The sequence below is a fragment of the Microbulbifer maximicatervae (SeqCode) genome (genome assembly GCF_052468295.1).
Window position 1 is genome coordinate 379,057 of the sequence record NZ_CP174340.1, and the last position, 12,637, is coordinate 391,693.

A 12,637-nucleotide genomic window follows, 5' to 3' on the forward strand; every position below is an offset into this window, starting at 1 on the left:
ATAGACTTACTACCTAGGCAGCAGCAAAGAATACAGTCGACTCTTGAAAAAATGATTTCACAAGTTTTCTATTTTTCTTGATGCTCTGCAAATCTGCATTTGCACGACTCAGTAGTGTCTCACCTTTTTTCAGCGGCCTCTTTGAAGTCCCTATATTTCTCATATGATTCCAGACCAACTCATCTGGATTTAGGTTTGGTGCATATGGCGGTAAGAACACCATTTCAAGCTTTCCATCCTGTGAATCGACATACTCCAATACCTTTTTCGATTTGTGTACTGGGTGCCCATCAACAATGAGAATCACTGGTCTTTTCTGACTTCTCTGGAAATTTTTGAAGCATTCTACGCACTTTTCTGCCGTGAACTTTCCACTATAAATATGATACCAGAAGCCACCTCTATTCGATAAAGCTGAGATCGCATTGATTGACTGTCTTTGACCACTCGTTTTTACCACTGGAGTTTTTCCTTTTTCTCCCCATGTCCTTTGGAGTGGATCGTCTGATCTGATACTAGCCTCGTCCAGCCAAAATATTTCTGCACCAGTTTTTTTCGCATAAGATTTAATCTTTGGATAGACTTCCTTTACCCATTTATTCACCGCCTTCTCATCTCTCTCGTAAGCTCTTCGTAGAGGCTTTTGTGGCGTCAGGCCCAGTCGATGTAGAAGTGTGCCGACACTAGAAACGCTAAGTTCAATTTTGAATCTCTCAAAAATCAAATCCGATACGATCTGACGTGTCCACAATCCGAAATCAAAGCCATATTGCCTTGGATCGCCACCAATAATCCATCGTTTGACTTCCTCTTCTTCAATAGCTGACAGTTTTCTACCGCGTCCAGGTCTAATTTTTGGAGATAGCGCTTCAATACCTTTCTCCCGAGCAGTCCTTAACCATGGGAAAATAGTTCTGCTCCCCAGCCCTAAGCTACGACTAACCTCCGCCGCAGATTCTCCATCAAATACTCGCTGAACAGCAATTTTACGTATGAGGTGCTGCTCCTCAGTACTAAGTTTTCTGGCATCGTATTTCATGCAGTTTATATTACCAGGGTGTACTGATTATTTCTGCCCCGCTAGTAGCAACGGTTAATCTCCTTAAAGTGGTGGCTAACGCCCGCATAATCGGGCAGGCGATACGCAGCATTGCCTGTCCGGTGGAAGCCCGTAGGGCTGGAGCGAAATTCATGCGCTTGTTAAGTGTTTTTAGAGAAAAATTCTCTGAGTTCATAAATCGACTCTCTAGATTTTTTACCAAGCCATTTCTCAAATTGTACCGGCTTTATGCCACTGTGAGAGCCCACTAACAGTATCCCTTCAAGAAAACCAATTGTTGCCAACTCCGAAGTTTCCTCATCGTTAGATATTACACCTTTCTCTACAACACTAAATAGTTTATCGAAATCCGTATACTGGTTCGATACATACCTATTTGTTATGTAATGAACAATAACAGAAATATCATTATAAAACTCTGGTATATCTCCTTCCCAGAAATCTAGATGTTCCTGCCAATCATCTTCTATATCGTCACAGGAACTAAGGAGTGCATTTATAAAGTCGATCTGACTCATATAACACTTAACGCCTTGCTAAGCAGCTAAAATATGTCCGGCTTGAGCGCCTTGTTATACGGGTTTTTTGTGGCTTTAGCTATTAATATTCTTATGTTTTTCTTCTATTGCTTTTCGTTTGGCAGGAATTGCCTCTTTTTGCTTGGCGGCCAGACGGTCTTGTATTTTCTTTAGCTCTTTATCTTGGGGCTGCTTTTTATTCTTGATATCTAATAGTATGTAGATGAGAGGAATTCCGAAAATTACAATTACTATCCAAAATATCATCTTTATTCTCTAATTCGTTGGTCTTGCCCACAAAAAGTAGACACTCTAGCTATGCGTATTTTCGCTCATACTCTGCTGGACTTACATAGCCCAATGCAGAGTGCCTACGAACCCTATTGTAGAAAATCTCAATGTATTCAAACACTGCAGATTTTGCTTGCTCTTCGCTTTCGAATGCTCTGGCATAGACCATCTCGACTTTTAGCCTGCTAAAGAATGATTCCATTGCCGCATTATCCCAACAGTTAGCCTGGCGACTCATACTCGGCTTGCACTTACTTTCAGACAAGAGATCCTGATATTTCTGCGATCGATATTGCACACCCCTGTCGGAGTGAACTATTAGTCCAGGCTTTATTTGTCGTCGCTCTAGGGCCATTTTCAACGCTCGATGTGTCAACTCATCGGTCATCTGGGAGTCAAATGCCCAACCTACAATACGTCGAGAGTACAGATCCATAACTACCGCGAGGTACAACCACCGCTCCAGAACCCAGATATACGTAATGTCACTGGTCCAGCGGCAATTTGGTCGATCCACATCGAAGCAACGCTTAAGTAGGTTGGCGGCGACATTGATATTCCTCTCTACTGGCTGACTATATCGAAAGCCTTTGCCGTTTCTCGCTTTAATATGCTCCTGTTGCATAAGCTTAGCGACGTAGTTCCGCGAGCATGACTCGCCTAATTCTTGAAGCTCGCAAGCGATTCTAGGCGCCCCATAACGACCTTTAAACTCAGAAAACGTCTCTCGGATTTTCTCGATTGTTCGTATCTTTCTAATCGTGCGAGCAGATGGCAATCGCCCCCGCCATCGATAATAGCCCGATCTTGAGACATCTAAGCACCGGCACATCAAGCTAACCGGGAATGACCCTACATGCTCTTGTATCAGCGCGTACTTTACTCTTGGTGGTTCGCAAAGTACGCAGCTGCCTTTTTTAGAAACTCAACCTCCTGACGAGCTTCATGCAGCTCCTTCTTGAGCTTGCGAACTTCAGCGCTTTCCTGTTTGGAATAGTCGACACCGTCTAAACTATTGAACTGCTTATCAGACAGTCGATTAAATTGACGACGCCAGTTGTAGATCTGCTGTGCGCTGACGCCTAGTTCTCTTGCCACAGAAGCCGTTGTTACTCCAGGCTTTTCCGCTCTCTTAACTGCTTCTCTACGGAACTCCTCCGTATACGCCTGAGTTCTTTTCTTACCCATGATACACCTCCGTGTTAGGCCTAAACCTAACTATACAGGGTGTCTACTAAACGTGGGTAAGTCTTAACATTAACGCTTGCAGCAGCGGCCGAAATGTAGCGGCGAAGCCGCGAAATGTAGGTCCAGCCCCGAAGGGGCGATGCTGGCTGCACTTGGTACGCCCAGCATGGGCGTGAACTAATGGGGTGAAAGTCCCCTGTAGAAAGATCACCGTTTAATGGACTTCATTAAATGCCAACTACTAGCGAATGGCAACTGCAATACCGTGAGGTCTTGTGGGGAGGAAGCCGCTAGCAAAACTACGAGCTGACGAACAGAAACATCATATAAGGCTTAGCCTGGAGGCGAGGTAGCCAAGGATACCAAAGCCATGTGGTCTAACGGGTAGAGTAAATGATGCAGTTGTGTAGTGAAAGTTCACGTTCTTATCTGGGGAGATCTGTTTAGCTTGCTGCTGTGAAGCTGTCAGCGTGGCCGCTGACTCATAAGTAGGCCCAGCCCGCTAGCCACCATCGTGGGGTAGACAAAAATGGTGGAACACAGCGGCGCCTTGGTCAGTAATGATCAAGGTGATTAAACAGAAGTCAGCCGACGGCATAGTAGCCTAATACCAAGATTAATACCTTGGATACGGTGAAGGCCTGAACCCAAAATCCATGAGTTAAAAGACAGGGCTAGCCTACTGATATGTTGCCAGCCGGATATAAAATTGACGTAGCGCACTGCCATGACACTCAACTCAAATGAAAATCTGCTTGAAGTCATCCTCAGCAAAGAAAATCTTAATGCTGCATGGAAACATGTGCGAAGCAACAAAGGTGCCGCAGGCATTGACGGGATTACTGTCGATAATTTTGTGCAGCACTTTAAGGCAGTTGGCGACGACCTCATCGAGACCATTCGACAGGGTCATTACCGGCCGCTTCCCGTCAGGCGCGTCTACATTCACAAGCCAGATGGTGGCCAGCGTGGTCTCGGGATACCTACGATCTTTGATCGTGTTATTCAGCAGGCTATCGCCCAAATCATCGGTCCCAGTTTCGATAAAACCTTTTCGGAGTTCAGCTATGGGTTCCGCCCAAAGCGATCGCAGCATCATGCGGTAAAAAAGCTGCGAAAGTATATCGAGGGAGGGAAACGAATAGCAGTGGATGTCGATTTATCTAAATTCTTCGATCGGGTAAATCATGATTTCCTCATGAGTTTACTTGGCCAAAGAATCAGCGATAAGCGCTTACTCAAACTGATCGCAAGCTACTTGCGTGCAGGAAGAGTAGAAGATGGATGCTGGAAAGCGTGTTATGAGGGGGTACCACAAGGTGGCCCTTTATCGCCGCTGCTGTCCAACATTGTACTCGATTTGCTCGACAAAGAGCTGGAAAAACGCCGACACAATTTCGTCCGTTATGCGGACGATTTTGTGATTGTGGTTTCCTCTAAACGCGCGGGTGAGCGGGTTATGGTGAGTATTAAACGCTTTGTTGAGCGCAAGCTTAAGCTCAAAGTTAACGATACTAAAAGCCAAGTGGTTCCTGTCAGCCGTTGTAAGTTCCTAGGTTTCTCTTTTCGGGGGGCAAAGCTTGTCTGGCATGATAAGTCCCTGCTCCAATTTAAATACTGCGTCCGCCAGATTACAGGGCGATCTCGTGGTATCTCTATGGAAAAGAAACTGAAAGAACTTACCGTATACCTCCGTGGTTGGATCAACTATTTTGGAATAGCGCAAGGCTATCAAAAATGTATAGATCTAGACTGCTGGATACGGCGGCGATTAAGAATGAGCTATTGGAAGAATTGGCGCAGAGTGAGAACGAAAGTTCGAAATTTACTGCGTATGGGTGTGAGTGAATCGCTGGCAGTTACCTGCGGCTCGTCCGGTAAAAGTTACTGGCGAAGCGCAAAAACTGAGGGTATTCATATTGCGCTCAATAATGAGTTCTTCGAAGAGATGGGTTTGATTTCAATGCGAGATCGTTGGGTAGAGATTCATTACGGATAGGGAACCGCCCATTGCGGACCCGCATGATGGGTGGTGTGGGGGCCGGTAGCTAAAAACTACCGGCTACCCGATGTACGCCCAGCATGGGCGTGAACTAATGGGGTGAAAGTCCCCTGTAGGAGGATCACCGTTTAATGGATTCCATTAAATGCTAACTACTAGCGAATGGCAACTGCAACACCGTGAGGTCTTGTGGAGAGGAAGCCGCTAGCAAAGCTACGAGCTGACGGACAGAAACATCATATAAGGCTTAGCCTGGAGGCGAGGTGGCCAAGGACACTGAAGCCGGGTGATCTAGCGGGTAGAGTCAATGATGCAGTTGTGTAGTGAAAGTTCACGTTCTTATCTGGGGAGATCTGTTCAACCTGCTGCTGTAAAGCTGTCAGCGTGGCCGCTGACTCATAAGTAGGCCCAGCCCGCTAGCCACCATCGAGGGGGGTAAACAAAATTGGTGGAACACAGCGGCGCCTCGGCCAGTAATGGCCAAGGTGATTGAACAGAAGTCAGCCGACGGCATAGTAGCCTAATGCCAAGATTAATACCTTGGATACGGTGAAGGCTTGAACCCAAAATCCACGAGTTAAAAGACAGGGCTAGCCTACCGATGTGTTGCCAGCCGGATATAAAATTGACGTAGCGCACTGCCATGACACTCAACTCAAATGAAAATCTGCTTGAAGTCATCCTCAGCAAAGAAAATCTTAATGCTGCATGGAAACACGTGCGAAGCAACAAAGGTGCCGCAGGCATTGACGGGATTACTGTCGATAATTTTGTGCAGCACTTTAAGGCAGTTGGCGACGACCTCATCGAGACCATTCGACAGGGTCATTACCAGCCGCTTCCCGTCAGGCGGGTCTACATTCGCAAGCGAGATGGTGGCCAGCGTGGTCTCGGGATACCTACGATCTTTGATCGTATTATTCAGCAGGCTATCGCCCAAATCATCGGTCCCAGTTTCGATAAAACCTTTTCGGAGTTCAGCTATGGGTTCCGCCCAAAGCGATCGCAGCATCATGCGGTAAAAAAGCTGCGAAAGTATATCGAGGGAGGGAAACGAATAGCAGTGGATGTCGATTTATCTAAATTCTTCGATCGGGTAAATCATGATTTCCTCATGAGTTTACTTGGCCAAAGAATCAGCGATAAGCGCTTACTCAAACTGATCGCAAGCTACTTGCGTGCAGGAAGAGTAGAAGATGGATGCTGGAAAGCCTGTCATGAGGGGCTGCCACAAGGTGGCCCTTTATCGCCGCTGCTGTCTAATATTGTACTCGACTTGCTCGACAAAGAGCTGGAAAAACGCCGACACAATTTCGTCCGTTATGCGGACGATTTTGTGATTGTGGTTTCCTCTAAGCGCGCGGGTGAGCGGGTTATGGCGAGTATTAAACGCTTTGTTGAGCGCAAGCTTAAGCTCAAAGTTAACGATACTAAAAGCCAAGTGGTTCCTGTCAGCCGTTGTAAGTTCCTAGGCTTCTCTTTTCGGGGGGCAAAGCTTGTCTGGCATGATAAGTCCCTGCTCCAATTTAAATACCGCGTCCGACAGATTACAGGGCGATCTCGTGGTATCTCTATGGAAAAGAAACTGAAAGAACTTACCGTATACCTCCGTGGTTGGATCAACTATTTTGGAATAGCGCAAGGCTATCAAAAATGTATAGATCTAGACTGCTGGATACGGCGGCGATTAAGAATGAGCTATTGGAAGAATTGGCGCAGAGTGAGAACGAAAGTTCGAAATTTACTGCGTATGGGTGTGAGTGAGTCGCTGGCAGTTACCTGCGGCTCGTCCGGTAAAAGTTACTGGCGAAGCGCAAAAATTGAGGGTATTCATATTGCGCTCAATAATGAGTTCTTCGAAGAGATGGGTTTGATCTCATTGCGAGATCGTTGGGTAGAGATTCATTACGGATAGGGAACCGCCCATTGCGGACCCGCACGATGGGTGGTGTGGGGGCCGGTAGTTAGAAACTACCGGCTACCCGATTTAAATCTTTACTCATAATCACCCACACTACTCTCAATAGTATTTAAAACCACCTCGGCACTAACTTCATACTTATCAAGATTATTTATATCCACATCACTCCAGCTTTCATTGTAGCCAATTTCGATTATAAAAAGTTCTAGCCCAAGATCAGAAAACCCGTTTACTAGTTCGACTACCTCTTGTGCTCGCTCAGGGAAGTCATTCATGAAAAACTCGGTAGTATAGAAAAAACCACCCTTTCCTAGGCTTAACTGCTTTTTCGCAGTCGATAGCGCACACCCCGTTACAGAGCGCACTAGTTTAACGGCCTCGATATTATCGGTACTAGTTTTGGCTGATATTGTGATTTTCATCTTTGGATTTAACGCCTTTAGCAGCGGCCGCAGTGTAGGCGCGAAGCGCCGAAGCGGAGGTCCAGCCCCGAAGGGGCGATGCTGCCTAAACTTGGTACGCCCAGCATGGGCGTGAACTAATGGGGTGAAAGTCCCCTGTAGGAAGATCACCGTTTAATGGACTTCATTAAATGCTAACTACTAGCGAATGGCAACTGCAATACCGTGAGGTCTTGTGGGGAGGAAGCCGCTAGCAAAACTACGAGCTGACGGACAGAAACATCATATAAGGCTTAGCCTGGAGGCGAGGTGGCCAAGGACACCGAAGCCATGTGATCTAACGGGTAGAGTAAATGATGCAGCTGTGTAGTGAAAGTTCACGTTCTTATCTGGGGAGATCTGTTTAACTTGCCGCTGTGAAGCTGTCAGCGTGGCCACTGACTCATAAGTAGGCCCAGCCCGCTAGCCACCATCGCGGGGGTAAAAAAAAAGTGGTGGAACACAGCGGCGCCTCGGCCAGTAATGGCCAAGGTGATTGAACAGAAGTCAGCAGACGGCATAGTAGCCAAATGCCAAGATTAATACCTTGGATACGGTGAAGGCCTGAACCCAAAATCCATGAGTTAAAAGACAGGGCTAGCCTACTGATATGTTGCCAGCCGGATATAAAATTGACGTAGCGCACTGCCATGACACTCAACTCAAATGAAAATCTGCTTGAAGCCATCCTCAGCAAAGAAAATCTTAATGCTGCATGGAAACATGTGCGAAGCAACAAAGGTGCCGCAGGCATTGACGGGATTACTGTCGATAATTTTGTGCAGCACTTTAAGGCAGTTGGCGACGACCTCATCGAGACCATTCGACAGGGTCATTACCAGCCGCTTCCCGTCAGGCGGGTCTACATTCGCAAGCGAGATGGTGGCCAGCGTGGTCTCGGGATACCTACGATCTTTGATCGTATTATTCAGCAGGCTATCGCCCAAATCATCGGTCCCAGTTTCGATAAAACCTTTTCGGAGTTCAGCTATGGGTTCCGCCCAAAGCGATCGCAGCATCATGCGGTAAAAAAGCTGCGAAAGTATATCGAGGGAGGGAAACGAATAGCAGTGGATGTCGATTTATCTAAATTCTTCGATCGGGTAAATCATGATTTCCTCATGAGTTTACTTGGCCAAAGAATCAGCGATAAGCGCTTACTCAAACTGATCGCAAGCTACTTGCGTGCAGGAAGAGTAGAAGATGGATGCTGGAAAGCCTGTCATGAGGGGCTGCCACAAGGTGGCCCTTTATCGCCGCTGCTGTCTAATATTGTACTCGACTTGCTCGACAAAGAGCTGGAAAAACGCCGACACAATTTCGTCCGTTATGCGGACGATTTTGTGATTGTGGTTTCCTCTAAGCGCGCGGGTGAGCGGGTTATGGCGAGTATTAAACGCTTTGTTGAGCGCAAGCTTAAGCTCAAAGTTAACGATACTAAAAGCCAAGTGGTTCCTGTCAGCCGTTGTAAGTTCCTAGGTTTCTCTTTTCGGGGGGCAAAGCTTGTCTGGCATGATAAGTCCCTGCTCCAATTTAAATACTGCGTCCGCCAGATTACAGGGCGATCTCGTGGTATCTCTATGGAAAAGAAACTGAAAGAACTTACCGTATACCTCCGTGGTTGGATCAACTATTTTGGAATAGCGCAAGGCTATCAAAAATGTATAGATCTAGACTGCTGGATACGGCGGCGATTAAGAATGAGCTATTGGAAGAATTGGCGCAGAGTGAGAACGAAAGTTCGAAATTTACTGCGTATGGGTGTGAGTGAATCGCTGGCAGTTACCTGCGGCTCGTCCGGTAAAAGTTACTGGCGAAGCGCAAAAACTGAGGGTATTCATATTGCGCTCAATAATGAGTTCTTCGAAGAGATGGGTTTGATTTCAATGCGAGATCGTTGGGTAGAGATTCATTACGGATAGGGAACCGCCCATTGCGGACCCGCATGATGGGTGGTGTGGGGGCCGGTAGCTAAAAACTACCGGCTACCCGATTTAAGCATTTTTAGCCTCTAGCTCATTTTGTAACCGAAACGCCAACATGGACACCCAATGATATGCTTCATTTAGTGATTTTAGAGGCGTTGGATTATCTATCTCTGGGAAAAATGGGCGAATCGAAATGAAATCTGATTCAGGGTTCATTTCCTGAAACATTGCTATACATCCATCGCAATAATTTCTAAAAAACATTGCGATCTCCTGTGCATCATTCTCTTTCTGGAACTCATCTACCAAGAATTGGTATTGAGTAAGGATGCATTTTTCAAGTGATTCAAACATAGTTATTCATTTTGAGTGCTTAACGCCCAGGTCATCAGCGCTGAGCTGATGGTTTTTTATGTGTGAAAATGAAGCGTAGCGCAATGCACATAAAAAAGCAGCTGGTTAGCGTCTGATGCACCGCCTGGTTAAGTGCCTCACTGGCACACAATTTGACCATTGGGATATACCCCCTCCCAACCACATGGTATTTCATTTTTCGAATACAACTTGGCAGTATGCTTTATATAAAAAAGAGGAGCTCCATCAAATTTTTGAAAATAGCTTTCTATATATAGATGCAACAGATCCCACTCCAAATAAGAAGCTAAATCAGCATTTATTCCCTGTTCTTTTGCCAACACTGAAACATAAGCCTTTACCTTCGGCCTATACTCCCCAGCCAATCTGTTCCAATTATCACGATATTCATCTTTTTGATGATGAGTTAACCAGACGGTAAGATCCCCTTGCCGCTCTAATGTAAAATCATCCCATCCGCTATCAATCATTTTCGAATGTATAGATGCCCACTCTTCCGGGGATTTATGTATGGTAAATTCTTCAATCATATTGCACTTAACGCCCGCAACACCGGGCCGTTTGGAGCGCAGCGGAAAACGGGTCCGTGTGATTGCGCTTGTTAGTGTTGGAGTTGAACATCTGCATACAACTCACTGGCATGGACGTAAAAGTTACAATTTTTCAAGGCATCGAAATCTTGACTAGACTCATTTGCACCAATAGCCACCAAAACACTTGAGCCTTGCCAGACCACTTCAAGACTATTCGGATAACCAGATAGCCCAAAAAACTCTACACCAGTAGGATTGATAACTCTAAACTCCTGAACACCAACCAACTTCATTGAGCATCTTACAGAGCCTCCCTCAGGATACGCTTCTAAGAAGATGCAATCTTCCTCTAGACGAATATCGACCTTCTCGACATTACCCCCTTCTAACCGGAAAACGCTATCAAGAAAGTCTTCTGTATTTTCTTCAACTATTCTCTTCATGATCATTGAACACTAACAGCTATATAGTAATCATTCTGACCACTATTATCCTGATTGTTATCTCAGAATCAATTTCTGCGCCAAGGCCTAAATTTTTATTTAAAACCATAGACTTAAAGCATCCTGATACATCCGTACAAACTAGAAAAACGATCACTTTGACTACTATCCCAATTTTAACGCTAGCCCGTAACCCATTGATTTTATGATTGTTTTTGGGTTTATCTTCTTGTTCCCTAATATCACGGTCAATATGATCGTAAATCCCTAAGCTAGCACTCGCCAACTTTTACAGGCTGGTATTAGTGGGGAGTGGTTAAGGTATCCGGGGTTCCTCTGAATCACTCTGTAATGTCTCTGCGGATCTTGAAGCCTAAAGATGTTAGATGCAGTTCGCTGAGAATGGACGTAGCCCTTTGCAATCGTTGCAACGCAGCAGATGTGGCCTTCAAGGATTGGCCTGAGGGCTTCCATAATGATTCATGCACCGTGTTGAGACTTCTTCTAAGGTCTAGTCATTCCTGTGAAGCTGCGCTCTTATTGAAGCCACTCTGTAAGTTGAGGCATCACTGGGTTCTTCATAGGCTCCTAAATCTCGCAGTAATATTCTGAAAGTTAATTTGGTCTATGGAGAGATCTTTTCTGTAGATATGTGGAGTACGTATTAAGTCGAAGCATTGATGATCTATTGTTGTCTGAGTTCCAGCGTGGGAGCGGTGGGTATATTAATCTAAACGGCCATTTTTATATGCAACCGAAATTTTCAATGCGTGAGCAACAAAAAGAGATTCCCCAAGCCCTGGGGGTGTTGCGTCTGCCTTTTTTTATTTTATGCCTACCGTTCTCGCGCACCTCCTCGTAGTTACTCAAAACATTTCTATCCAAACTTTCCCTTTGTGGAAGGTCTATCCATGGTTTGAGTGTCAGTAGGAAACAAATATGTTGATCTTAAAGCGCCGCACAGGTGAAAACTTACGGATTGGAGCGAATGTCTCAATCACCGTATTGGAAGTTAAGGGCAATCAGGTAAAGGTGGGGATACTTGCTCCCAAATCCCTGCCCGTACACTGCGAGGAGATTTATAGGCGGATCAAAAGGGAAGGAAATATGGGCAGTGGAAATCGTTGAGGATCTGATCAGGATTGTGGCGTTTAGCCATAAGTGGGTGGTGTTGCTATGAAAGCGCTAACTACTGATAGTTAGCGCTTTCATTCGAGCCTTTCGCTGCGGATAGAGCTACAGGTTAAGCTCGGGAGTGATCTGTATTAGTGATGCTTATGCTTAAATTCAGCAGCAAATTTGTCTGCTAATTTAAAGTACTGATTCAGATCCTTGCGGGTTTTTTCTGGGCGGTTGTTTTCGGAGTTAATGTGGATGTTTTCCACAACAACAGCGATGTCTTTTGCCAGCTTCTGTCTTTCCCCTTTCAGGTTCTCAGCGAAATACTCAACACTTTTTTCGAGTCTGTAGGTGATGACATGAATCTCGTGAAGCTCAGCAGGGTTAAGCTTTTTCTTGCCCTTAATTTCTTCTGTTGTTTCAACAAAGATCTTTCTCGCATCCTTCAAGGAAGTAACTTTCGCTACCTTAAAGTGCTGGATGGGCTTTTCGCCTGATGCAGGGCTAGCTTGAGCAGTGGTGGCAAAAGTAACAGCAAAAAGTAATGCAATTAAAGTTCTCATCTTTCCTCTCTAACGCCCAAACTTTAAGGGTTGGTAAGGCATTGATCGGGCGAGGTGAATGCCTAACATTTATCAGTGATCATTTTGACCACTTTGATCGCTATCGTAAATGAGGATAACTATCATTAACATTCATGATACAGGAATTTTTAGGTGCTCAAAACATTTGTCGTAAAAATTGCGATCAAGCTGATCGAAATTTGTAAGGAATAAGAAAATTGAATTTGGAAAGGATGCGCAGGGGAGGGGGCAACAG

General features: G+C 45.5%; 14 protein-coding genes. 4 read left to right on the plus strand and 10 right to left on the minus strand.

Annotated features, from left to right (window positions below; all coding sequences use genetic code 11):
• Positions 1 to 13: 13 nt before the first annotated feature.
• From ACJJIQ_RS02080 to ACJJIQ_RS02100, 5 genes are all read right to left on the minus strand, one after another.
• Positions 14 to 1,039: an IS630 family transposase gene (locus ACJJIQ_RS02080; protein ID WP_445362554.1), complete on the minus strand. Its 1,026-nt coding sequence runs from the start codon at positions 1,037 to 1,039 to the stop codon at positions 14 to 16.
• Between the two features lie 161 nt (positions 1,040 to 1,200).
• Entirely contained in the window at positions 1,201 to 1,578 is a 378-nt protein-coding gene (locus ACJJIQ_RS02085; protein ID WP_445363553.1) for a DUF7674 family protein, read from the minus strand.
• Between the two features lie 75 nt (positions 1,579 to 1,653).
• Positions 1,654 to 1,845 (minus strand): hypothetical protein, encoded by a 192-nt coding sequence (locus ACJJIQ_RS02090; protein ID WP_445363554.1) that lies wholly within the window; start codon positions 1,843 to 1,845, stop codon positions 1,654 to 1,656.
• 49 nt (positions 1,846 to 1,894) lie between these two features.
• The gene (locus ACJJIQ_RS02095; RefSeq protein ID WP_445364855.1) at positions 1,895 to 2,740 is read right to left on the minus strand and encodes an IS3 family transposase; all 846 of its coding nucleotides are present in this window, start codon (positions 2,738 to 2,740) and stop codon (positions 1,895 to 1,897) included.
• Positions 2,741 to 2,748: 8 nt separating this feature from the next.
• Entirely contained in the window at positions 2,749 to 3,057 is a 309-nt protein-coding gene (locus ACJJIQ_RS02100) for a transposase (protein WP_444926030.1), read from the minus strand.
• A 727-nt stretch (positions 3,058 to 3,784) separates the two neighbouring features.
• On the opposite strand from ACJJIQ_RS02100, the gene ltrA (ACJJIQ_RS02105) reads away from it, so the two are divergent.
• On the plus strand, positions 3,785 to 5,056 hold the full coding sequence (gene ltrA, locus ACJJIQ_RS02105; RefSeq protein WP_445362209.1) for a group II intron reverse transcriptase/maturase: 1,272 nt from the start codon (positions 3,785 to 3,787) through the stop codon (positions 5,054 to 5,056).
• Between the two features lie 646 nt (positions 5,057 to 5,702).
• On the plus strand, positions 5,703 to 6,974 hold the full coding sequence (gene ltrA / locus ACJJIQ_RS02110) for a group II intron reverse transcriptase/maturase (RefSeq protein WP_445363555.1): 1,272 nt from the start codon (positions 5,703 to 5,705) through the stop codon (positions 6,972 to 6,974).
• 80 nt (positions 6,975 to 7,054) lie between these two features.
• Here ltrA (ACJJIQ_RS02110) and ACJJIQ_RS02115 read toward each other — a convergent pair whose 3' ends face one another.
• Positions 7,055 to 7,402: a hypothetical protein gene (locus ACJJIQ_RS02115; RefSeq protein WP_445363556.1), complete on the minus strand. Its 348-nt coding sequence runs from the start codon at positions 7,400 to 7,402 to the stop codon at positions 7,055 to 7,057.
• 668 nt (positions 7,403 to 8,070) lie between these two features.
• Between ACJJIQ_RS02115 and ltrA (ACJJIQ_RS02120) the strand changes: the two genes are divergently transcribed.
• Positions 8,071 to 9,342: a group II intron reverse transcriptase/maturase gene (gene ltrA, locus ACJJIQ_RS02120; RefSeq protein ID WP_445362592.1), complete on the plus strand. Its 1,272-nt coding sequence runs from the start codon at positions 8,071 to 8,073 to the stop codon at positions 9,340 to 9,342.
• A gap of 72 nt (positions 9,343 to 9,414) precedes the next feature.
• Here ltrA (ACJJIQ_RS02120) and ACJJIQ_RS02125 read toward each other — a convergent pair whose 3' ends face one another.
• The 3 genes from ACJJIQ_RS02125 to ACJJIQ_RS02135 all read right to left on the minus strand — a co-directional run bounded on the left by ACJJIQ_RS02125 (position 9,415) and on the right by ACJJIQ_RS02135 (position 10,699).
• Complete coding sequence (locus ACJJIQ_RS02125; RefSeq protein WP_445363557.1) at positions 9,415 to 9,702, minus strand: hypothetical protein; 288 nt, start codon at positions 9,700 to 9,702, stop codon at positions 9,415 to 9,417.
• 137 nt (positions 9,703 to 9,839) lie between these two features.
• Complete coding sequence (locus tag ACJJIQ_RS02130; protein ID WP_445363558.1) at positions 9,840 to 10,253, minus strand: hypothetical protein; 414 nt, start codon at positions 10,251 to 10,253, stop codon at positions 9,840 to 9,842.
• A 71-nt stretch (positions 10,254 to 10,324) separates the two neighbouring features.
• Positions 10,325 to 10,699 (minus strand): hypothetical protein, encoded by a 375-nt coding sequence (locus ACJJIQ_RS02135; protein ID WP_445363559.1) that lies wholly within the window; start codon positions 10,697 to 10,699, stop codon positions 10,325 to 10,327.
• A gap of 939 nt (positions 10,700 to 11,638) precedes the next feature.
• Here ACJJIQ_RS02135 and csrA point away from each other — a divergent pair.
• A complete protein-coding gene (gene csrA, locus ACJJIQ_RS02140) occupies positions 11,639 to 11,827 on the plus strand; it encodes a carbon storage regulator CsrA (RefSeq protein ID WP_445363560.1) in 189 nt (62 codons plus the stop codon).
• Between the two features lie 137 nt (positions 11,828 to 11,964).
• Here the strand turns inward: csrA and ACJJIQ_RS02145 are convergent, their stop codons facing one another.
• Positions 11,965 to 12,381 (minus strand): DUF6746 family protein, encoded by a 417-nt coding sequence (locus ACJJIQ_RS02145; protein WP_445363561.1) that lies wholly within the window; start codon positions 12,379 to 12,381, stop codon positions 11,965 to 11,967.
• Positions 12,382 to 12,637: the final 256 nt, after the last annotated feature.

Bases quoted from the DNA above. Each gene is read 5' to 3' on its own strand.
- ACJJIQ_RS02080 (WP_445362554.1), bottom strand. From the start codon at position 1,039: ATGAAATACGATGCCAGAAAACTTAGTACTGAGGAGCAGCACCTCATA.
- ACJJIQ_RS02085 (WP_445363553.1), bottom strand. From the start codon at position 1,578: ATGAGTCAGATCGACTTTATAAATGCACTCCTTAGTTCCTGTGACGAT.
- ACJJIQ_RS02090 (WP_445363554.1), bottom strand. From the start codon at position 1,845: ATGATATTTTGGATAGTAATTGTAATTTTCGGAATTCCTCTCATCTAC.
- ACJJIQ_RS02100 (WP_444926030.1), bottom strand. From the start codon at position 3,057: ATGGGTAAGAAAAGAACTCAGGCGTATACGGAGGAGTTCCGTAGAGAA.
- ltrA (WP_445362209.1), top strand. From the start codon at position 3,785: ATGACACTCAACTCAAATGAAAATCTGCTTGAAGTCATCCTCAGCAAA.
- ltrA (WP_445363555.1), top strand. From the start codon at position 5,703: ATGACACTCAACTCAAATGAAAATCTGCTTGAAGTCATCCTCAGCAAA.
- ACJJIQ_RS02115 (WP_445363556.1), bottom strand. From the start codon at position 7,402: ATGAAAATCACAATATCAGCCAAAACTAGTACCGATAATATCGAGGCC.
- ltrA (WP_445362592.1), top strand. From the start codon at position 8,071: ATGACACTCAACTCAAATGAAAATCTGCTTGAAGCCATCCTCAGCAAA.
- ACJJIQ_RS02125 (WP_445363557.1), bottom strand. From the start codon at position 9,702: ATGTTTGAATCACTTGAAAAATGCATCCTTACTCAATACCAATTCTTG.
- ACJJIQ_RS02130 (WP_445363558.1), bottom strand. From the start codon at position 10,253: ATGATTGAAGAATTTACCATACATAAATCCCCGGAAGAGTGGGCATCT.
- ACJJIQ_RS02135 (WP_445363559.1), bottom strand. From the start codon at position 10,699: ATGAAGAGAATAGTTGAAGAAAATACAGAAGACTTTCTTGATAGCGTT.
- csrA (WP_445363560.1), top strand. From the start codon at position 11,639: ATGTTGATCTTAAAGCGCCGCACAGGTGAAAACTTACGGATTGGAGCG.
- ACJJIQ_RS02145 (WP_445363561.1), bottom strand. From the start codon at position 12,381: ATGAGAACTTTAATTGCATTACTTTTTGCTGTTACTTTTGCCACCACT.